The organism is Janthinobacterium amylolyticum (genome assembly GCF_051380655.1).
Taxonomy (GTDB): Bacteria; Pseudomonadota; Gammaproteobacteria; order Burkholderiales; family Burkholderiaceae_D; genus Janthinobacterium.
Window position 1 is genome coordinate 560,359 of the sequence record NZ_JBNYXL010000002.1, and the last position, 19,908, is coordinate 580,266.

General features: G+C 65.5%; 15 protein-coding genes. 4 read left to right on the plus strand and 11 right to left on the minus strand.

The window, feature by feature from the left end; all coding sequences use genetic code 11:
- Window positions 1–135: 135 nt before the first annotated feature.
- The 4 genes from ACQ4WR_RS06100 to ACQ4WR_RS06115 all read left to right on the plus strand — a co-directional run bounded on the left by ACQ4WR_RS06100 (window position 136) and on the right by ACQ4WR_RS06115 (window position 5,240).
- Window positions 136–1,830, plus strand: a complete 1,695-nt coding sequence (locus ACQ4WR_RS06100) for an MFS transporter (protein WP_180979591.1) — start codon at window positions 136–138, stop codon at window positions 1,828–1,830.
- Entirely contained in the window at window positions 1,817–3,004 is a 1,188-nt protein-coding gene (locus tag ACQ4WR_RS06105; RefSeq protein WP_436485974.1) for an HlyD family secretion protein, read from the plus strand. Before ACQ4WR_RS06100 ends, ACQ4WR_RS06105 begins: the two co-directional genes overlap by 14 nt.
- Entirely contained in the window at window positions 3,001–4,395 is a 1,395-nt protein-coding gene (locus ACQ4WR_RS06110; protein WP_436485975.1) for an efflux transporter outer membrane subunit, read from the plus strand. Before ACQ4WR_RS06105 ends, ACQ4WR_RS06110 begins: the two co-directional genes overlap by 4 nt.
- Window positions 4,396–4,499: 104 nt before the next feature.
- Entirely contained in the window at window positions 4,500–5,240 is a 741-nt protein-coding gene (locus ACQ4WR_RS06115) for a tetratricopeptide repeat protein (protein WP_436485977.1), read from the plus strand.
- A gap of 51 nt (window positions 5,241–5,291) precedes the next feature.
- Here the strand turns inward: ACQ4WR_RS06115 and ACQ4WR_RS06120 are convergent, their stop codons facing one another.
- The 11 genes from ACQ4WR_RS06120 to ACQ4WR_RS06170 all read right to left on the minus strand — a co-directional run bounded on the left by ACQ4WR_RS06120 (window position 5,292) and on the right by ACQ4WR_RS06170 (window position 19,891).
- Entirely contained in the window at window positions 5,292–6,287 is a 996-nt protein-coding gene (locus ACQ4WR_RS06120; protein WP_436485979.1) for a hypothetical protein, read from the minus strand.
- Window positions 6,288–6,418: 131 nt separating this feature from the next.
- Complete coding sequence (locus ACQ4WR_RS06125) at window positions 6,419–9,535, minus strand: efflux RND transporter permease subunit (RefSeq protein ID WP_436485980.1); 3,117 nt, start codon at window positions 9,533–9,535, stop codon at window positions 6,419–6,421.
- A gap of 9 nt (window positions 9,536–9,544) precedes the next feature.
- On the minus strand, window positions 9,545–10,726 hold the full coding sequence (locus ACQ4WR_RS06130; protein ID WP_436485982.1) for an efflux RND transporter periplasmic adaptor subunit: 1,182 nt from the start codon (window positions 10,724–10,726) through the stop codon (window positions 9,545–9,547).
- A 12-nt stretch (window positions 10,727–10,738) separates the two neighbouring features.
- On the minus strand, window positions 10,739–12,154 hold the full coding sequence (locus ACQ4WR_RS06135; RefSeq protein WP_436485983.1) for an efflux transporter outer membrane subunit: 1,416 nt from the start codon (window positions 12,152–12,154) through the stop codon (window positions 10,739–10,741).
- Window positions 12,151–12,879 carry a CerR family C-terminal domain-containing protein gene (locus tag ACQ4WR_RS06140; RefSeq protein ID WP_436485984.1) on the minus strand — a complete coding sequence of 243 codons (729 nt, stop codon included), beginning with the start codon at window positions 12,877–12,879 and terminating at the stop codon, window positions 12,151–12,153. The genes ACQ4WR_RS06135 and ACQ4WR_RS06140 overlap by 4 nt, the downstream gene beginning before the upstream one ends.
- A gap of 263 nt (window positions 12,880–13,142) precedes the next feature.
- The gene (locus tag ACQ4WR_RS06145) at window positions 13,143–14,504 is read right to left on the minus strand and encodes a hybrid sensor histidine kinase/response regulator (protein ID WP_102298103.1); all 1,362 of its coding nucleotides are present in this window, start codon (window positions 14,502–14,504) and stop codon (window positions 13,143–13,145) included.
- 142 nt (window positions 14,505–14,646) lie between these two features.
- Window positions 14,647–15,381 (minus strand): 2OG-Fe dioxygenase family protein, encoded by a 735-nt coding sequence (locus ACQ4WR_RS06150; protein WP_436485986.1) that lies wholly within the window; start codon window positions 15,379–15,381, stop codon window positions 14,647–14,649.
- Window positions 15,382–15,500: 119 nt separating this feature from the next.
- Window positions 15,501–15,989 (minus strand): DUF6702 family protein, encoded by a 489-nt coding sequence (locus ACQ4WR_RS06155; protein WP_436485988.1) that lies wholly within the window; start codon window positions 15,987–15,989, stop codon window positions 15,501–15,503.
- A complete protein-coding gene (locus tag ACQ4WR_RS06160; RefSeq protein WP_436485990.1) occupies window positions 15,986–18,361 on the minus strand; it encodes a M1 family metallopeptidase in 2,376 nt (791 codons plus the stop codon). The genes ACQ4WR_RS06155 and ACQ4WR_RS06160 overlap by 4 nt, the downstream gene beginning before the upstream one ends.
- Before the next feature lie 165 nt (window positions 18,362–18,526).
- On the minus strand, window positions 18,527–18,994 hold the full coding sequence (locus ACQ4WR_RS06165) for a MarR family winged helix-turn-helix transcriptional regulator (RefSeq protein ID WP_436485992.1): 468 nt from the start codon (window positions 18,992–18,994) through the stop codon (window positions 18,527–18,529).
- A gap of 21 nt (window positions 18,995–19,015) precedes the next feature.
- A complete protein-coding gene (locus ACQ4WR_RS06170; RefSeq protein ID WP_436485993.1) occupies window positions 19,016–19,891 on the minus strand; it encodes an aldo/keto reductase family oxidoreductase in 876 nt (291 codons plus the stop codon).
- Between the last annotated feature and the right edge of the window lie 17 nt (window positions 19,892–19,908).

A 19,908-nucleotide genomic window follows, 5' to 3' on the forward strand; every position in this document is an offset into this window, starting at 1 on the left:
GTCCAGCAATGTAAACAATGAAAACGTCCTGCGGTGATATGCTGCTGACTAGAACTGTTCATTTGCCACTGTTTGCTTCACCACGGTACAGTGGCAGCAAGGAACGGCTTCAGCAAACCAGATCGCGATTGCCGCATGGACAAGTACACACCACGGACCTGGGGGCCGGGCGAACGCCCGACCTTGCCCGGGTCGCCATCGATGCCCGAACACTCGACGCCCAGGCGCGTCGCGTACTTCATCGTCGGCCTGATCGTCGCGCTGACGGGAGGCCTGGGCAACGGCCTGGTGACGGCGAACCTGCTGAACCTGCAAGGTTCGCTGGCCGCCTATGCCTACCAGATGCAGTGGCTGCCGGCCGCCTACGTGATGACCATCGTGTCGATGAATCTGCTGCTGGTGAAATTTCGCCAGCAGTTCGGCCTGCGCCTGTTTACGGAAGCTTTCCTGGTGCTGTACGCGCTCGTCACCTTCGCCCACCTGTACGCGAACAGCCTGTCGTCGGCCATCGCCGTGCGCGCCGCGCATGGCATGGTGGGCGGCGCGCTGGGGGTGCTGGGGCTGTACTACACCTTGCAGGCCTTCCCCGCCAAACACCGCCTGAAGGGCGTGGTGCTGGGCCTGGGCTTTGCCCAGCTGGCGCTGCCGCTGGCGCGCATTTTCACCTCCGAACTGCTGCAGATCGGCGAGTGGCATGGCTTGTACCTGTTCGAACTGGGGCTGGCCCTGCTGGCGCTGGGCTGCGTGCTGGCCCTGAAGCTGCCGCCCGGCGACCGCCTGCAAACCTTCGAACCGCTCGACTTCCTCACCTTTATCCTGTTCGCGCCCGGCATGGCCCTGCTGTGCGCCGTGCTGGCGCAGGGACGCACGGCGTGGTGGATGGAATCCGAATGGGTGGGCGTGAGCCTGGCCGGCGCCATCGTGCTGATCACGGCGGCCCTGGCCATCGAACATAATCGCGCGCGGCCCTTGCTCAACACGCGCTGGCTCACCACGGGCAAGATCGCCAAGCTGTTTTTATCGGTGCTGCTGTTTCGCATCGTGCTATCCGAATCGACGGGTGCCGTGGGCTTTCTGCAGGCGCTGGGCCTGAACACGGACCAGATGCAGAACCTGTTCATCGTGGTGCTGCTGGGGAGCGTGGCGGGCCTGGTGGCCAGCGCGCTGACAATCAACCCGGCGACCCTGAACCGCTCGCTGATGTTCGCGCTGCTGCTGATCGCCGTTGGTGCCCTGATCGACGCGCACGCCACCAGCCAGACGCGCCCCGTCAATATGTACATCAGCCAGTTCCTGCTGGCCTTTGGCGGCACGTATTTTCTCGGTCCCACCATGGTGGCCGGCATGGGCGCCGTGATCGCCGAACCGCGCAACCTGGTGAGTTTTTCCGTGATGTTTACCATGACGCAGAACCTGGGCGGCTTGCTCGGGGCGGCCATTGTCGGCACTATCCAGACGGCGCGTGAAAAATACCATTCCAGCTACCTGGTCGAAAACCTCACCCTGCTCGACCCGCAGGTGGCCGCCCGCGTGCAGTCGGGCGCGGCCGGCTACAGCGGCGTGCTGACGGATCCCGCCTTGCGCAGCGCCGAAGGCGTGGCGCGCCTGGGCGCCATCGCCACGCGCGAAGCCAATGTCCTCGCCTATAACGATGTTTTTCTGATGATCGCCGGCGTCGCCCTCGCCACCTTGCTGTGGATGCTGGTCAGCCAGTTCTGGACCCGCATCACCGTCGGCGCGCGGCGCCTGGTCGGCCCGGTGCGCGACGCGCAGACGGCCATGTCCATCGTCCCCATTACCAATTCGGAACCGAGCAATGACAGACAATAACACCACGCCACCTTCCGCCGTTCCACCTGCCGCACCTGCTCCGTCCGCGCCCGCGCCGGCATCCACGCCGCCGCAGCCAGACCGGCGCCACCAGTGGCTGTCCGCGCTGGCCTTTGCCGCCGTGGCCCTGGTGGGCGTGCTGATCGTGCTGTATGCATGGCGACTGCCGCCGTTCACCAGCCCCATCGTGACGACGGAGAACGCCACCGTGCGGGGGCAGGTAACCATCATCGGCACGCAGCTGTCCGGCTATGTCGTGGAGGTCACGGTGCAGGACTTCATGGACGTCAAGGAAGGGCAGCTGCTGGTGCGCATCGACGACCGCATTTACCAGCAGCGCTTTGAACAGGCGCAGGCGCAGCTGGCCGCGCAGCAGGCGGCGCTGTCGAACTGGGCGCAGCAAAAGGCCAGCGCGGAAGCGGGTATCGCCGTCAGCCAGGCGGTGATGGCAAATGCGGAAGCGCAGGCGCGCAAGGCCAGCGCAGACCTGAACCGGGTGGAGCAACTGGTGGCCGACGGTTCCCTGTCGCAGCGCGAACACGACCAGTCGCGCGCGGCGCAGGCGCAGATGGCGGCGGCGCTGGCGCAGGCCAGGGCCAACCTCGACATCGCACAGCAAAGCGCGCATTCCGTGGTGGTCAACAAGCTGTCGCTGGAGGCGGCCGTGGCGAACGCGCAGGCGGCCGTCAAGGCGGCGAAGATCGACCTTGATAACACGCGCATCGTGGCGCCGTCCGATGGCCAGCTGGGCCAGGTGGCGGTGCGCCAGGGCGCATACGTGAATTCGGGCGCGCAGCTGATGGCGCTGGTGCCGCGCCAGATGTGGGTGATCGCCAATTTCAAGGAAACGCAGATGAACGGCGTGCAGGAAGGGCAGAGCGCCACCTTCCACGTCGACGCGCTTGACGGCGCCGTGCTGACGGGACAGGTAGAGCGCATCTCGCCGGCCACGGGTTCCGAATTTTCCGTGCTGCCGGCCGATAATGCGACGGGCAATTACCTCAAGATTGCCCAGCGCATTCCCGTGCGCATCCGCATCGATCCGGGCCAGGCGAATGCGCGCCGCCTGGTGCCTGGCATGTCGGTGGTCGTCAGCGTCGATACGTCCGCCGTGCTGAACGACTCGGCGGACAATCCCGCGCCGCCGCCAGCGCCGAAGAAGGCCAGGCCATGAAGCGCCGGTATCTACTGATTGCCGGCGCGCTGGCGCTGGCCGGCTGTGCCGCCAACGCGCCGCCGCAGCCCGCATCGGCACTGCAGCTGCCATCGGGCTGGCGCGCGCTGGCCGCCGGCGCGCCAGCGGCCAGCGGTGCGCATGTCGAGCAGCTGTGGTGGCAAGCCTTTGGCGACCCCGTGTTGAGCGATCTGGTGGGCGAGGCGCTGGCGCGCAATGGCGACTTGCGCGTGGCGCGCGCCCGCGTGCAGGAATACCGCGCGCGCCTGGCGCAGGCCGACGCCAACCGCGCGCCCAACCTGGCCTTCGACGGCTCGCCCACGCGCACGCGCACCCTGGCGTCCAGCGGCGTGCCCTACGTGACAAACGTCTTCCAGGCGGAGCTGCAGGCCAGCTATGAAATCGATGTGTGGGGCCGGCTGGCGAAACTCAGCGATGCTGCCGGCGAGAGCTACCGTGCCGAGCAGGCCAGCCTCGATGCGGCGGCGTTGTCGATCGCCGCCAGCGTGGCCACGGCGTACTTGAATTTGCGCGGGCTGGACGCGCAGCTGGCGCTGACGCAGTCGACCCTGCAGCTGCGCGAACAGTCGCGCGAGCTGGCCCGCAAGCAGTTCGAGGTGGGTTACAGTTCGCGCCTGGAATGGCTGCAGGCGCAATCCGAATACCATGCGGCAGCCGAGCAGGTGCCGCAGCTGCAGCGGCAGATCTTTGAACAGGAAAACGCGCTGGCGGTGCTGGTCGGCGGCAACCCCGGCCCCATCGCACGCGGCCTGCCGCTGGCGCATTTGAGCGCGCCGCCCGTGCCGGCCGGGCTGCCGTCCGAGCTGCTGCGCCGCCGGCCCGACATCGCGCGCGCGGAACACAACCTGGCGGCCGCCAACGCCAGCCTGGCTGCCACGCGCGACCAGCTGCTGCCGTCGTTCAAGCTGACGGCGGTGGGCGGCGGCCAGGCCACGACACTCACCGATTTCCTGCATGCGCCCACGGCCCTGTGGCGCCTGACGGCATTGGCGGCTGGCCCATTGTTCGATGGCGGGCGCGTGCAGGCGCAGACGGATGCGGCCGGCGCGCAGCGCGACCAGCTGGTGTACACCTATGAAAACGTGGTGCGGAATGCCTTCGCCGAAACGGAAAACAGCCTGGGCGCCATCTACCGCCTGCAGCAGCAAGCGGTGGAAAACGATGCGCGCCGCGCCACGGCGGCCGATACGCTGCGCATCGCGCACAACCGCTACCGCAATGGCTACGCGTCCTATCTGGAAGAACTCGACGCCCAGCGCACCCTGTACAGCGCCGACGTGGGACTGCTGCAACTGAAGACGCGCATCCTTGTCGCCTCGGTTGACCTGTACCGCGCCATGGGGGGCGGCTGGCAGGCCAGCGCGCCATAGCACACGCGTCCCGGCATGACGCCCGGGGGCGGCCAGTGTAATATTCTCACCAGGGATAGCGGCGGCATGGTGCCGGCCGCTCCCATCACGAACGAGGTTGCGGCATGACGATTTTTGGCATAGGCATTCACATTCTGATCGCATTGTTCTTTGCGATCCATGTGGTGCGCAACGGGCAGCAGCTGTACTGGCTGCTCATTTTATTCATGTTCCCGCTGCTGGGCAGCGTGGTGTATTTCTTCGCCATCTACCTGCCCAACTCGCGTCTGCCGCAAGGCGCGCGCAAGGTGGCGTCAGTGGCGGTGCAGGTGCTCGACCCGAACCGCGAACTGCGCGAGGCGAAAGCCGCCTTCGAGTACACGCCGACGGCGCAGAACCAGATGCGCCTGGCCAGCGCGCAGCTTGAAGCGGGCAACCCGCAGGAAGCGGCAGCGACGTATGAAGCATGTTTGCAGGGGGCGTTTTCATCGGATCTGGAAATCCGCCTGGGCGCGGCGCGCGCCTACCTGGAATGCGAACGGGGCGCCGAAGCGCTGACGCACCTGGCATTCATCCGCCGCAGCGATATGCATTTTCGCCCGGAGATGGTATCGCTGCTGACGGCGCGTGCGCTGGCGCAAAGCGGGCGCCAGGCGGAGGCGAAGGCGGAATTCGACGATGCGCTGACGCGCTATAACAGCTTCGAGTGCCGCGCCGAGTGCGCGATCTGGGCACTGCAGCAGGGCGACAAGGTACTGGCCGAGCGCCTGTGCGCGGACATCGACAGCGCCATGGCACGCTGGAGCAGCCATACGCGTTCGATGTATGGACCGCTGCTGGCGCGCCTGGAGGCGGCACGCAGGTAGCTCGCTTGCGTGGGGTCAGACCCGCCGGGTCTGACCCCTGGCCTGGTCCTGCTAAATGCCAGGCACCGGGTTCTTTCCCTCGACCAATTTATATGCCTTGCCATCGTAGCCATAGCGCGCGTGGCCGTTCAGCGGCGTGGCGATGCGCGGCGGGTCTTCGTCCGGCTTGACCGTGACGCCGGGCTTGATCTTCTCTGACGCCCCCTTGAAGTCGATCAGCAGGTCATCGTAGGCGCCGCCATCGCGCGCTTGCGCGAAACGCCACTTGCCGTCGACCATCCAGCATTCATCCGTGTCCGGTCCGCAGGCGCCCATATTGTCCGAGTACAGGTCGATGCCGCCATCGAGCGCGGTCACCTTGCCGTCGCCGATTTCAAACAGCGCCAGTTGCGTGATGGTGTAGCCCTGGCCCGTGTAGCCGTGGCGGATCGCCAGGCCCGGCTTGTTCGCGCCCAGCGTGACCCAGTGGACTTCGCCGAGCTGCCCCGATGAACCGAGGCCGGCGATGTTTTCCAGGCGTTTCACGACCTGCCACTGGCCGTCTCCCGGCTGGCCCTTGGGCGCCAGGAAAAAGACGTTCAACAGTCCCGGCGAGGCATGCGCCGATTCGGCCGTGCCTTCCGTGTTGGCCGTTTCCGCATTCGCCACCAGGATGGCGCGGCCATCGGGCAGCAGCTTGTGGCTGACCGCACTGACCACGTAACTGAGCTTGTCGATATGCTTGTCCGGGTCGGGCAGGTCGGCCAGCGCATCGTCGCTGTCGTCGCGGTAATCCTTGCCGAAGACGGCGCGCATCATGCCCGCCTCGCGCTCGCGCGCCTGGGGCGTGTTCATCTCTTCCGTCTTTGGGGCGGTGGCGGACGGCGGGCGCACTGACTCGGACGATGCGTCCGATGCCGCCGCTGCGGCAGCGTCAGCGGCAGGGGAACTGGCGGCGACGTCGGCAGCCGTGTCGGCGGCGCCGGCGCCGGCGGGAGCGGTTTTATCCGAACAGGCGCCGAGCAGGGTCGTGGCCAATAGCAGGGCGAGCGGGGTACAGTATTTCATAGGCAGGGCAGCGTGCATTCATTAACGATGGGCGCAGTATGCCAGATAGACGCAAGCGAGGGAGCGCGGCCTGCTGGCCGGTCCCTCGCTTCCTTGCCCGCAGGGGGCGACTTTACAATCAGATGCGGCGCTTACTTTTCCAGCGCCACCTTGCCGTCGCCATGCGCCGGCGCCTTGTGGCGGCGCAGTGCCGCCACGCCGCGCTTGAGCAGGTGCTCGAGGTCGTCGATGTAGGTGAACACGGCAGGCACCACCAGCAGGCTCAATAAGGTCGAGGTGATCAGGCCACCGATGACGGTAATGGCCATCGGCGAACGGAAGCTCGGATCGGCGCCCCAGCCCAGCGCCAGCGGCATCATGCCGGCGCCCATGGCGATCGTCGTCATCAAAATCGGCCGGCTGCGCTTGTGGCAGGCGTCGACCAGCGCGTCGAAGCGGTTCATGCCCGCCTGGCGCGCCAGGATCGCATAGTCGACCAGCAGGATCGAGTTTTTCGTGACGATCCCCATCAGCATGATCAGGCCGATCATCGACGGCATCGACAGGGCGCTGCCCGTGATCAATAGGGCCACGAAGGCGCCACCGATCGACAGCGGCAGCGCCGCCAGGATGGTGATCGGCTGCATGAAGTCCTTGAACAGCAGCACCAGCACGCAGTAGATGCATAGCACGCCAATCAGCATGGCCAGGCCGAAGCTGGCGAACAGCGAGGCCATTTCCTGCGCGTCGCCCAGTTCCGCGATCTTCACGGCAGGCGGCAGGTTCTTCATCGACGGCAATGCGCGTGCTTCCTCGTTCAATTCGCCCAGGGTGCGCGAGCCGAGTTCCACGTCCAGGGTCACGTTGCGGCTGCGGTTCAGGCGGTCGATCTGCGCCGGGCCGCTTTCCATCGTCACGGTCGCCACATTCGCCAGGCGCACGGGGCCGTTCTTGCCGGGCACCGTCAGGCGCTCGATGGCGGCCAGGTCGGCGCGCACGCTGTCGGGCAGCTTGACGCGGATCGGTACCTGCCGCTCCGGCAGGTTCATTTTCGTCAGGTCCGTATCGTAGTCGCCGGCCGTGGCCACGCGCACGGTTTCGCCGATGGCCGCCGCCGTCACGCCCAGGTCGGCCGCTTTCGCAAAGTCGGGGCGCACGATGATTTCCGGGCGCACCAGCGAGGCGCTGGAGTTGACGTTGCCGATGCCTTTCAGGCCGCGCAGTTCGCGCTCGACCTTTTGCGCCGCCGCCATCAACGCCACCGGATCTTCCGAGCGCAGCACCAACTGCATCTTGACGCCCGTGTCGGGCGGACCGACGGTGAAGCGGGCGCCGGGAATGCTGTCGAGCTTGTGGCGCAGCTGCGTTTCCAGGCCGGCCATCGATTCCTTGCGATCCGTGCGGTGCACGGTGGTCAGGGTCAGCACGGCACGGCGCGCCTCGGCTGCGGCGCCGGGAGCGAAGGCGTCGCCGCTGGAGCCGCCGCCGATCGAACTGAAGACGCCCTGAATGCCGGGAATCCGCATGGCTGCATCGCGCGCCATCGCCGCCACGGCCTGCGTTTCCGCCAGGGTGGAGCCGGGCGGCAGCTCCAGGTTGATCTGCGTCTGCGCGCGGTCGGCGGCCGGCACGAAGCCCGTCGGCAGCAGCGGCACGAGCGCGATGGAGCCGACAAAGAACAGGGCCGAGGCGATGGCCGTGATGCCACGGTGCCGCAGGCACCAGCGCATGACGCGCAGGTAGCGCGTCATCAGCCAGCCATCCTGTTCTTCCTTGTGCGGCAGCGGCTTCAAGATGTAGGCCGCCATCATTGGCGTGAGCAGCCGCGCCACCACCAGCGACGCCAGCACGGCCAGCACGGCGGTCCAGCCGAACTGCTTGAAGAACAGCCCGGGAATGCCGCTCATGAAGGCCGTCGGCAGGAACACGGCCACCAGCGCGAAGGTGGTGGCGATCACCGCCATGCCGATTTCATCGGCCGCTTCCATCGCCGCTTCCATCGGCGACTTGCCCATGCGCAGATGGCGCTCGATGTTTTCGATTTCCACGATGGCGTCGTCGACCAGCACGCCGACGACAAGGGCCAGCGACAGCAGGGTGACGGTGTTGAGCGTGTAGCCGAACCAGTAGATGCCGAGGAAAGCCGGCATCACGGAAAGGGGCAGGGCGGCCGCGGCCACCAGGGTGGCGCGCCAGTCGCGCAGGAACCACCACACCACCAGCACGGCCAGCAGCGCGCCTTCGTACAGCAGCTCCATCGAACCGTCGAAGTTTTCCTCGACGGGGAAGGCATTGTCGATCGACTGCTGCAGCACCACGCTGGGGTTTTCCTTCTGCAGGTCGGCGATGGCGGCGCGCGCGCCGTTGGCGACGGCCACTTCGCTGGCGCCCTTGGTGCGGAACACTTCAAAAGCGACGACCGTCTTGCCATCCTGCTCGGCCAGCGCGCGCGGTTCGGCGATGGTATCGCGCACCGTGGCCACCTGCTCCAGGCGCACGTGGCGCCCGTCCGGCAGGGGGATGTCGACCTTGGCCAGTTCATCGGCCGTCTTGACGGTGGCGATGGTGCGCACCGACTGCTCGGCGCCGCTGACGTCGCCCCGGCCGCCGGGCGCTTCGCGCTGTACCAGGCGCAGCTGGCGCGACACGTCGAGCGCCGACACCTTCAGCGCCGCCATGCGGGCCTCGTCGAGTTCCACCTGGATCTCGCGGTACACGCCACCGACGCGGGTGACGGCGCCCACGCCGGGCACCGTCAACAGGCGCTTGGCCACCGTGTTGTCGACGTACCAGGACAGGTCGGGTGCGTCGAGCGGATTGTCGACGCCCGGTTTCGCCGTGGCGATGAAGGTCAGCACCACGCGTCCGGCCGTGGATGCCTTGGTGACGGTGGGGTCGCGCAGCTCGGCCGGCATGTCCGCCTTGACGCGGGCGACGGCGTCGCGCACATCGTTGACGGCTTCGGCGATCTGCTTTTCCAGGATGAATTCGACGGTCACCGTGACCACGCCGTCGAGCACCTTGGTATAGATGTTCTTGACGCCTTGCAGGGTGGCGACGGAGTCTTCGATCTTGCGCGCCACTTCCGTTTCCAGCTGCGCCGGCGCGGCGCCGGGCAGCACGGCGCTGACGGTGACGATGGGCAGTTCGATGTCGGGGAAATCCTGCACCGGATTGGCCTTGTAGGCCAGCAGGCCGGCCAGGGTCAGCAGCGCGAACAGCATGATGGCCGGGATGGGGTTCTTGATCGAGAGGGAGGAAAAATTCATGGCCTCTCCTTACTTTTTCGCTGCCTGAGCGACGCCAGGCTTGGCCGCCGCCGCCGGGGTGTGTGCCGGGGCCTGGACATTGCGAACCAGATCGCCGTCATTGAGGAAACCGGCACCGCTGACGACGATGGTGGTATCGGCCGTGATGCCGCCGAGGATCTCGATGCGGTCCGTCAGGCGCCGGCCCGGCTGCACCTTGATCTGGCTGACGCGCTGGTCGGGATTGAGGCGGAAGACATAGCTGAAGCCATCGCGCACGGCAATGGCTTGCTGCGGCACGGTCAGCGCGCCCGAGGTGCCCAGTTCAAATTCGCCGCTGGCGTACATGCCGGCCTTGAACGGCGCGTTGGTGCCCGTGCTGGCCGGCAGGTCGACATAGACGAGGGCCGAGCGGGTCTGCGGGTCGACGGTCGGGGCGATCATGCGCACCTTGCCCGTCAGGACGCTGCCATTGGCCGCCTTTACCTGCGCCAGAGTACCTGGCTTCAGATTCAGCAGCTCGGTGGCAGTTACTTCGGCGCGCCATTCCAGGCGGCCCTGGCGGATCATGCGGAACAGTTCCGTGCCGGCGCCCACGACCGAGCCGACGGTGGCCGAGCGCGAGGAGATGACGCCGCTGTCGGGCGCCAGCACCTGCGTGTATTTCAGGCGCAGCTGCTGCGACGCCAGCTGCGCCTTGGCGGACGCGATGCGCGCGTTGGCCGTCTGTTCGGCCGTCAGGTACTGGCTGATCTGCTGGGCGCTGATGGCGCCCGTGCTTTGCAGCGAGCGGGCGCGCTGCGCGTTGGCGGAAGCTTCGGCGGCATTCGCTTCCGCTTCCAGCACGGCGGCCCTGGCCTGCGCCACGTCGGCGTTCACGGTGTCGTTCGAGAACACGGCCAGCACCTGGCCGGCGCGCACCACGTCGCCGACATTCACGCGCACTTCCGTCAGGCGCAAGCCGTTCGATTCGCTGCCGATGACGGCTTCCTGCCAGGCGGCCACGTTGCCGTTGGCGCTCAGCTTGATGGGCAGGCTGGCCGTCTGCGGCTTGGCCGTGGTGACGGTCAGCGCCGGCTTTTGCGCCGCGTTCTTGTCTTTGGCGTCGTCGGCCGCCGTGGACGACGGGGCATACAGGGCAACGCCCGCGCCCAGCGCCAGGCAGAGGGTGGCCAGCGCGAAGGCCATCGGTTTCAAGGTCAGTTTTTTCATGTTGTCTATCCGTCAGGGTGCGTTGTTGGCGATGGCGCTGCTGCTGTTCCAGCCGCCGCCGGCGGCGCGGTACAGCGCCACCCAGGCGGCGCTGCGTTCGCGCTCGAGGTTGACCACCGTGTTTTCGGCGGCCAGGCGCGTGCGGCGCGCGTCTTCCAGTTCGATCAGGCTGGCCAGGCCATTCTTGTAGCGGTCTTCGGTGGCGACGAACGAGACGCGGTAGCCTTCGAGGGCCGTCTTTGCGTGGCCGCTGCGCGCGTCCGTGCTGGCCAGGTTGACCAGCGCCTCTTCCACTTCACGCACGGCCTGGCGCACGCCGGCGCGGTATTTCACCACCGCCTCGTCGTAGCGCGCCGTGGCGGCGTCGACCTGCGCGCGGCGCGTGCCGCCGTCGAAGATGGGCAGGCTGACGGCCAGCGGGCCGATGCTCCAGGTGCTGGCCGTGATGCTGGTGCCGCCGGAACGGATATTGCCCTTGCCGATGGAGCCGGCAAGGCTCAGGCGCGGATAGCGCTGCGCCTGCGCGCCGCGCACTTCAAAGCTGGCGGCCGCCACTTCCCGCTCGGCGCTGTAGATGTCAGGGCGCTGGCCCAGCGTCTGCGCCGGCAGTGCCGCGATGGCCACCGGCGAGGGCGCGACAAAGGGGCTGGCGGCCAGCTTCTGGCGCAGGCTGTCTTCCGGCATGGCCGACAGGGCCACCAGGGCTTTCACGCTGACGTCGCAGGCGGCGCGCTGTTCGATGGCGCGGCTGGCGCCTTCGGCGGCGCTGGCGCGGGCCAGTGACGCGTTGGCGGGTGCCTGAAAGCCGGCGCCGGCGCTCAGCTCCGTCAGGCGCGCCGTATCGCGGCGCGAGGCGGCATCCTGTTCGGCCACGTCCTGCAATTGCCGGCAGGCGCGCAAGGCGTAGTACTGGTTCGCCACTTCGGCGGCGACGGAGACGCGCGCGTCGTGCCAGCCAGCGCGGGCGCTGTCGTAGCGCTCCTGCGCGGCGTCACGCGTGGCGCGGTTGGCGCCGAACACGTCGATTTCCCACGACGCCTGCAGCGCCGCCTGCGATGTGGTGCCACCGGGTTGCGCCGACTGCTGGCTGGTGCGCACCACGCTGCCCGTGGCATCGAGCGTGGGCGCCAGCGCGGCGCCGCTGGCGATGCGGTCCGCGCGCGCCTGCGCAATGCGCGTGCCGGCGGCGGCGATGGTGGGGCTGACCTGCTGCGCGTCCGTGATCAGTTCCACCAGCAGGCTGTCGCCCTGGTTCCGCCACCAGTTGGCCAGGTCCGTCAGGCTGCCGTTGTGCGGCAGCGGCGCCTGCCACTGGACGGGAGCGGCGGCGGGCACCTGGGCGGGCGGGCCCTGCAGGGCGCAACCGCCCAGGGCCAGCGCGATGCTGGCGGCCAGGGCGCGTTGAACGGTGCATTGAATGATCGTCATGCTGGTCCTTGTGCTTGTCGTTGAGCGGTATCGGGTGAAGAGGAATGGGGCAGGCGCCGGCGCTCCACCTCGGCCATGGCCAGCGCGTAGTCGGTCATGCGCGCCAGCCAGGTGTCGATGGCGCGCGGCGATTCCAGCAGTTGCGGGCGCAAGGTGTGCAGTACCTCGGCGCCGACCATGTGCTGCAGGGCCAGCGAGGCGATGGAAAAGGCCAGGCGGTGCATGTCGTCGCTGTCGCTGGCGGCACCCAGGTGGCGTGCCAGCACGCGCGTCAGCGCTTCGTGCTCGGGGCGGATGTTCTGGTCGATCTCGCGCGCCCACAGGCCTGTCGGCTCGAGCATTTCGCGGCACCACAGGCGCATGCAGTCGCGCGCGATCTCGCCCTGCTGCATGGGCGCGAGCAGCTGCGCATAAAAGCCTTCCAGGCTTTGCCGCAAGGTGAAGTGGGGCTGGTCGTACAGGGCGATATTGTCTTGCGGGTCCGACGATTGCTGGGCGAAGGCGGCGCGGTACAGGCCCGCCTTGTCGCCAAAATAGTAGCTGATGGCGGCCGCATTCGTGCCGGCTGCCTGCGCCAGTTCGCGCGTGGACGTCTTGGCGTAGCCGTGTTCGGCGAACAGGCGGATGGCGCTATGCAGCAGGCGCTCGCGCGACTGTTCGCCATCGGAGCGGGGCTTGCGCCCGTCGTCGGCTGGCGCGGTGGGGATGGCGTTTTTTTCAATCATGCCGGCGATTTAATCATATATCTCAAACGATTGATATAACTAAGTCGCCCGATTTAGTTAAGGAATGATGAAGATAATGTAAAACGCAGGCAAAAAAAAGCCCGCGGTTGTAATCGCGGGCGTAATCCAATGTTCGGAGAACGAATTGGAGGAGACAGTTCTACTATAGCGCTAAAAATGGTGCGGTGCAATACCGTAGAACTACTGTATCTGTCCCTCCAGATTGGCAAAAATTCAGCATTCCATGCTGCGGCGCACAGCAATCACGCCTTGCTGCGCAGGGCCAGGGTAAACGTGCTGCCGGAGCCGTAGTCGCTGTTGAAGAACAGGGCGCCGCCGATGGCGTTGGCCAGGTTCTGGCACAGATATAAACCCAGTCCCGCGCCTTCCACGTGGCGCGTGGAGGTGGAATCGAGCTGCGAGAAGGCCTGGAACAGCTTGGCCTGGTCTTCTTCCTTGATGCCGGCGCCGCTGTCGGCGATGCTCATTTCCGTCACCTGCACGCCGTCTTCCTCGCGCTGGGCCAGGCTGATGCGCACCGTACCCTGTTCCGTGAACTTGATGGCGTTGTTGAGCAGGTTGATGAGGATTTGCGTCAGCGCGCGGCGGTCCGTGTCGATGATGGCGGGCGCTTGATGTGGTTCGCCGAGTTCGATTTCCAGCGCCAGGCCTTTTTGCTGCGCCAGCGGACGCAGGGTGTCGGCCACTTCGGCCATCAGTTCCTGGCAGTGCACGGGTTCGATCGACAGGGTCAGCTTGCCTGCCTCGATCTTGGCCACGTCGAGGATGTCGTTGATCAGCGAGAGCAAATGGCGCGCGCTGGCGCGGATGGTATTGAGCTGCTTGTCCTGGTCGGCCGTCAGCGGGCCGGGCAGTTTCATCAGCAGGGCACCGGTAAAGCCAATGATGGCGTTGAGCGGCGTGCGCAGTTCATGCGACATGTTGGCGATGAAGGCCGATTTCATGCGGCTGGCCTCGGCCAGTTCCAGGTTTTTCAGGGCGATTTCGCGGTTGATGGTTTCCAGTTCGGCCGCGTGGTGCGCCAGGCGCATGTTCAGTTCAATGACCTGGCGTTCGCGCGCCTGCAGTTCGCCATTGACCTGTACCGCCTGTTCATACGTGGAAATGAGCAAATCGAGGATTTGCTGGCGTTCCGCGTTGATGAAGTGTTTCTGGTCGCCCAGGTACAGCGCGATGCCGATTTCGACATTCTGGTTCTTGCGCAGTTTCTGGTTCATCAGCATGTGGCTGATGCGGTTGAGCAGGTAGTCTTCCGCGTAGGGCTTGCGGATGAAATTGTCGGCGCCGCACTCGATGCCGCGGATGATGTCCTTCGGATCGTTGAGCGAAGTGACGAGGATGACGGGAATGTCGCGCAGAGTCGGGTCGGACTTGATGGCGCGGCACAGGTCGTAACCATTCATTTCAGGCATGACGATATCGGACAGCACCAGGTGCGGCTTGCGCTCGCGGATGGCGGCCAGGGCCAGCTGGCCGTTGGCGGCCACGCGTGCGTTGTAGTGCAGCGACTGGATCAGGCGCCGCAAGCGCTCGGCTTGGGTCGGGCTATCCTCGACGATCAGGATCTCGATTTCGTCAGGCTTGATTTGATTGATGGAGTCCACAGACCTCTCCTAGATTTCAGTATATTTGATGCTGCGCGCAGTCGGCGCGCAATATCGACATCATGTGACTATATCGGATTTAGGTCTGCAAAAGTAACTTCCAAGTAACTATTTTGGCCGCTTGGCATGCTGTGTCCGCTTGTCAGTTTTCGCCCTGGAACTGCCCTGCGCGGTAGGTCAGCACGAGCGTGTCGCGGTGCCCGTGCGGACCCACGGGCTGGATCGGCGTCGACTCGTGGATCACGGCCGCGTCGTCGAGCAGCAGCAGCGACCATGGCTCGGTCAGGGTGAAGCGCTTGCCGTTCGGGCCATCGGCCTCGAAAATGCGCGTTTCGCCGCCCTTGATCTGCTCGCGCCCGATCAGCAGCACGGCGACGAAATCGACGCCGTCGCGGTGCGCGCCTTCCGGCGTGGGGCGGCCGATGCCATCGGTGGTGTCGATGCGGAACTGGTGCGCCTCGATGAACCACGGCTGCTCTCCCTTGACCTGCGAGCAGGCGTCGCCCAGCGCGCGGATCAGCTGCTGCCACGCGGCTTGCACAACGATAGCCGCTTCCACCGGTTCGAACAGGCGGTGCATGCCGCCATGCAGGGCGTTGTATTCGACCGGCTGCCAGTGGGGACGGTGCGCCGTCTGGGTCAGGCGTTCGCCATCCTGCACGAAGCACGAGTGGCGCCGGCGCCGATAGCGGCCGCCATCTTTCAGGTAATTGTCCAGCGCCAGGGTATTCCAGCTCGATTCGAGCGCGCGCAGCGCGGCCAGCGGACAGCCGGCCAGGGCGGCCACGTCCTGCGGGCGCAGCACGGCATAGCCGTCATCGCGCAAGGCGTCCTTGACGTGGGACGGGTCGGTAAAGATCGGTGCGGAAGTGCTCATGGCGGTGCCGGCCGCGGTGCGGCCTGTGTCAGTTTATCCAGCCTGGCATTCTACGACTTCGCGGCGCTTCCTGTGCAGTGTCCGATAGGAATTGTTCTTGTTTGCGCCAAATCCTTGATTTACCTGATCGGCAGCTCCGCATTCCTGCTGTCGAACATGAGCGTCTGGATCTTGCCGCCATCCTGCACGTTGAGGGTATTGCGCTGGCCGGGCAGGAAGTCGGTCAGCAGCTGGTTGTGGATGCGCGTGCCGGGCGCCAGGCGCGTATGCTCGATCTCCTGGAAGATCACCACGTTGTCGGCATTGACCTTCATGCCGACCCACTGCAGGCGCAAACGCTTGCCGCCGGGCGCCACGATGTAAAACTGTTTTTCGACATAGCGGCGCAGGGCCGCCTCGCTGGCTTCCTGGCCCAGGTCGAACTGGCGCTGGTACAGCTGCGTCAGCAGTGCTTCCACGTCGTGGCCCGTGTAGGTGTGCACCACTTCTGTGCTGCCGCTGGCGGCGTTGTAACTGATGTCGGCGATGCCCATGTGGAAATTGTGCGCGCCAGCGGCCATGCTGGCGCAGGCCAGCAGGCTGGCCGTGAGCGTGCGCCAGGTCTTCATGCCTCGTCGCCCTTGGCCGAGCCGCCGGCCTTGCCTTTCAGCGGCGTATGAAAATCGCGCATCAGGTTATCCTTGGGCGACTTCTCGCTCTTGAACAGTTCCAGGCGTGACGGCGTGATCTTGCGCGGCCAGCTATTGTTGCTGGTGTCGATGTCGGCCGTTTCCCAGTACGGATCCTGCACCAGGCCCACCATCGGTTCATCCGTGATGACGACCTTGGTGATTTTCTTCGGCGAGTAGCGCCACACTTCGGCCGGCACGCGCTCGACGTATTTCTTGCCGCTTTTCAGTTCGATCTCGAGGATCAATGGCATGACCATGCCGCCCACGTTCGACAGGTCGACCAGGTACAAATGCTTGCCCTGTTTCAGCAAGTCCTTTTCCCACGGTTCCAGGCCGGCCAGCGTCTCGACGTAGGTATTGCGGTCCTTGTTGGTGACCGTGAAATCGTCGTGCTGGTTATAAAAATCCTTCAGCTCCGGATGCGCATCGACGCGGCGCGGCATGCCCTTGTTGGCGCGGTCCGTGACGGACTCCGGCTGGGCGCTCTTCTGCGCCTTTTTCCAGGCCTTTTCCGTTTCCGGATTTTTCGAGCTCACGCCATATTCGCTGATGCCGTCGATGCTGATGTCGACCGGGTCGGTGGTATAGAACCAGCCGCGCCAGAACCAGTCGAGGTCCGTGCCGGAGGCGTCTTCCATGGTGCGGAAGAAGTCGGCAGGCGTGGGGCGCTTGAATTTCCAGCGCTGCGCGTATTCCTTGAAGGCGTAGTCGAACAGCTCGCGCCCGAGGATGGTTTCGCGCAGGATGTTCAGGCCCGCCGCCGGCTTGGCGTAGGCGTTGTTGCCGAACTGCAGCAGGGATTCGGAATTGGTCATGATGGGCACCTGGTCGCGGCTACGCATGTAGTCGACGATCTCGCGCGGCTCGCCGCGCGAGGCCGGGTAGTTTTCTTCCCACGCCTGTTGCGCCATGTACTGCACGAAGGTATTCAGGCCTTCATCCATCCAGGTCCACTGGCGCTCGTCCGAGTTGATGATCATCGGGTAGTAGTTGTGGCCCACTTCGTGGATGATGACGCCGATCAGGCCATACTTGGTGCGCTTGGAGTAGGTCAGTTCACCCGTTTTCTTGTCCTTGACGGGGCGCGGGCCATTGAACGAGATCATCGGATACTCCATGCCGCCCACGGGGCCGTTGACGGAGATGGCCGTCGGATACGGGTAGTCGATGCTGTACTTGTTGTACTGCTCGATCGTGTGCACGATGGCCTGCGTGCTGTATTTTTCCCACAGCGGATTGCCCTCTTTCGGATAGTAGGACATGGCCATCAGATCGCTGCCGCCCTTCTTGTAGCCCTGCGCATCCCAGATGAACTTGCGGCTCGAGGCCCAGGCGAAGTCGCGCACGTTGGCCGCCTTGAAGTGCCAGGTCTTTTGCGCGCGGCTGACGGATTTTTCGGCCGCTTCCGCTTCTTTTTGCGTGACGATGATGACGGGCTTGTCGCTGCCGCGGGCCTTTTGCAGGCGCTCGCGCTGCGCGGCAGACAGCACGTCCTGCGGGTTTTGCAGTTCGCCCGTGGAGGCGACGATGTGGTCGGCGGGTACCGTCAGCTGCACGTCGTAGTCGCCGAATTCCAGGGTGAATTCGCCCGAGCCAAGGAACTGCTTGTGCTGCCAGCCGGCCGCGTCGTAGTAGGCCGCCATGCGCGGGAACCACTGCGCCACCTCGAACAGGGCGTTCTTGTCGTCGAAGACTTCATAGCCGGCGCGCCCGCCCAGCACCTTCTGTTCGTTGATGCGGTAATCCCAGTCGACCTGGAAGACAAAGTCCTGGCCCGGCTTCAAGGGCTGTGGCAAGTCGATGCGCATCATGGTGCGGTTCACTACATATTTTAAAGCCTGGCCATCCGCGCCTTTCAAGGCGCGGATATTGAAGCCGCCCTGGAAGTCGCCGCGTGCCAGCATGCTGCGCATGCCCTCGAATTTCATCGTGTCGTCGCCCGCCGTCCTGGCCCAGGCCTGGCGCGATGGCGCCGTGGCCATGCGGCGCGCGTCGGAGTCCGGCTTGTAGATGTTCTGGTCCAGCTGCACCCACAGGTAGCCGAGCGTGTCGGGCGACTGGTTGTGATACGTGATGGTGCCGCTGCCGCTAATTTCGCGTTTGGCTTCGTCCAGGGTGGCGCGGATCGCGTAGTCGGCGCGCTGCTGCCAGTAGGCGTGGCCGGGCGCGCCCGAGGCGGTGCGGTAGGTGTTCGGCGTGGGCAGCACTTCTTCGAGCTGGCGGAACTTGTCGTCGAATGGCTCGGCGGCAAAGGCCGAGACGGTAAAGCAGAGAGCCAGCGAGGCCACGGAGCCGAATGAAATGCGCATACCCACCCTGATGTTGTTGTCCGGAAATAGTGGCAACTATTCTATACGCAGGGTGGTGCCGGCCTTGTATCGATTTGTAATAAAGAAAGGCGGATTTCGCGCCAGGGTTTGCCGGACGCGGTCCGGGCAGTGATTTGCCTTATTTTGCCCGGAAAAACGACGGTTTTACTCACTTTTCATCAGGCTGTCGCGCAACTGGTTCAGCTGTTGTTTCATGTCCACAACCTGCTCCACGCTGCAGTGGCTGGCCGTCAAGATAGCTTCCGGCAACAACGCCGCCGCGTGGCGCAACTCGTCGCCCTGCTGCGTGAGGGAAATGATGACTTGCCGCTCGTCGCTGGCGGCGCGCGTGCGCGTCAGCAATCCTGATTGCTCCATGCGCTTGAGCAGGGGCGTCAGGGTAGCCGAGTCGAGGAACAGACGCTCGCCCACTTCCGACACCGTCAGGCCGTCGCGCTCCCACAGCACCATCATCACCAGGTATTGCGAATACGTCAGGCCGAGTTTCCGCAAGAGCTTGCGGTACAGCTTGTTCATGGCGAGAGAAGTCGAGTACAGCGCAAAGCACAGCTGGCCGTCCAGGCGCGGTACCTGGTGCAAGGGATTGGTGGTGGTGGTGGTGGTGGTATCCATGGGCACAGTATATATAGTGCGCTACTTAGTTGCAAGCGACCTCAATGCCGCCAGCGCTTGCGCGTCGAGCGTAAGCGCGCCGGCCGCGACGTTTTCGCGCAGATGCGCCACCGACGAGGTGCCGGGAATGACCAGCACATTCGGCGCGCGCTGCAGTAGCCAGGCCAGCGCCACCTGCATCGGCGTCGCTTGCATGGCGGCCGCCACCTGGTTCAGGGTATCGGACTGCAGCGGCGAAAAGCCACCGAGGGGAAAGAAGGGCACATAGGCGATGCCTTGCGCGGCCAGGGAGTCGATCAGGGCATCGTCCGCGCGGTGCGCCAGGTTGTAATGGTTCTGCACGCAGACAATGGGGCTGATGCGCTGTGCCTCGGCCACCTGGCCCGCATCGACATTGGACAGGCCGATATGGCGCACCAGGCCTTCGCGCTGCAGCTGCACCAAGGTGTCCAGCGGTTCGGCAAGCGACGAGCCGTCCGGGCCGGCCATGCCCGGCGCGCGCAGGTTGACCACATCGAGCACGTCCAGGCCCAGGTTGCGCAGGTTGTCGTGCACGGCATCGCGCAATTGCTGTGGCGATGCGGCCGGCAGCCAGGACTGGTCGGCGCCGCGCACGAAGCCGATCTTGGTGACGATGGTCAAACCGTCGCGATAGGGATGCAGCGCTTCGCGGATGATCTGGTTGGTGACGTGCGGGCCGTAAAAGTCCGACGTGTCGATATGGTTGACGCCTAATTCGATGGCTTCGCGCAGCACGGCGACGGCGGCGACGCGGTCTTTCGGCGGACCCCAGACGTGCGGGCCGGCCAGTTGCATGGCGCCGTAGCCGAGGCGGTTGAATGCGATGTCGCAATGGGCGGGCGTGAATTGGTCGCGGGCGGGGTAAGGCGTGTGCATGGCAGCTCCTGTGTGGT

What these genes read in the sequence shown, in the direction of transcription:
- ACQ4WR_RS06100 (WP_180979591.1), top strand. Translation starts at nt 136, where the DNA reads ATGGACAAGTACACACCACGGACCTGGGGGCCGGGCGAACGCCCGACC.
- ACQ4WR_RS06105 (WP_436485974.1), top strand. Translation starts at nt 1,817, where the DNA reads ATGACAGACAATAACACCACGCCACCTTCCGCCGTTCCACCTGCCGCA.
- ACQ4WR_RS06110 (WP_436485975.1), top strand. Translation starts at nt 3,001, where the DNA reads ATGAAGCGCCGGTATCTACTGATTGCCGGCGCGCTGGCGCTGGCCGGC.
- ACQ4WR_RS06115 (WP_436485977.1), top strand. Translation starts at nt 4,500, where the DNA reads ATGACGATTTTTGGCATAGGCATTCACATTCTGATCGCATTGTTCTTT.
- ACQ4WR_RS06120 (WP_436485979.1), bottom strand. Translation starts at nt 6,287, where the DNA reads ATGAAATACTGTACCCCGCTCGCCCTGCTATTGGCCACGACCCTGCTC.
- ACQ4WR_RS06125 (WP_436485980.1), bottom strand. Translation starts at nt 9,535, where the DNA reads ATGAATTTTTCCTCCCTCTCGATCAAGAACCCCATCCCGGCCATCATG.
- ACQ4WR_RS06130 (WP_436485982.1), bottom strand. Translation starts at nt 10,726, where the DNA reads ATGAAAAAACTGACCTTGAAACCGATGGCCTTCGCGCTGGCCACCCTC.
- ACQ4WR_RS06135 (WP_436485983.1), bottom strand. Translation starts at nt 12,154, where the DNA reads ATGACGATCATTCAATGCACCGTTCAACGCGCCCTGGCCGCCAGCATC.
- ACQ4WR_RS06140 (WP_436485984.1), bottom strand. Translation starts at nt 12,879, where the DNA reads ATGATTGAAAAAAACGCCATCCCCACCGCGCCAGCCGACGACGGGCGC.
- ACQ4WR_RS06150 (WP_436485986.1), bottom strand. Translation starts at nt 15,381, where the DNA reads ATGAGCACTTCCGCACCGATCTTTACCGACCCGTCCCACGTCAAGGAC.
- ACQ4WR_RS06155 (WP_436485988.1), bottom strand. Translation starts at nt 15,989, where the DNA reads ATGAAGACCTGGCGCACGCTCACGGCCAGCCTGCTGGCCTGCGCCAGC.
- ACQ4WR_RS06160 (WP_436485990.1), bottom strand. Translation starts at nt 18,361, where the DNA reads ATGCGCATTTCATTCGGCTCCGTGGCCTCGCTGGCTCTCTGCTTTACC.
- ACQ4WR_RS06165 (WP_436485992.1), bottom strand. Translation starts at nt 18,994, where the DNA reads ATGGATACCACCACCACCACCACCACCAATCCCTTGCACCAGGTACCG.
- ACQ4WR_RS06170 (WP_436485993.1), bottom strand. Translation starts at nt 19,891, where the DNA reads ATGCACACGCCTTACCCCGCCCGCGACCAATTCACGCCCGCCCATTGC.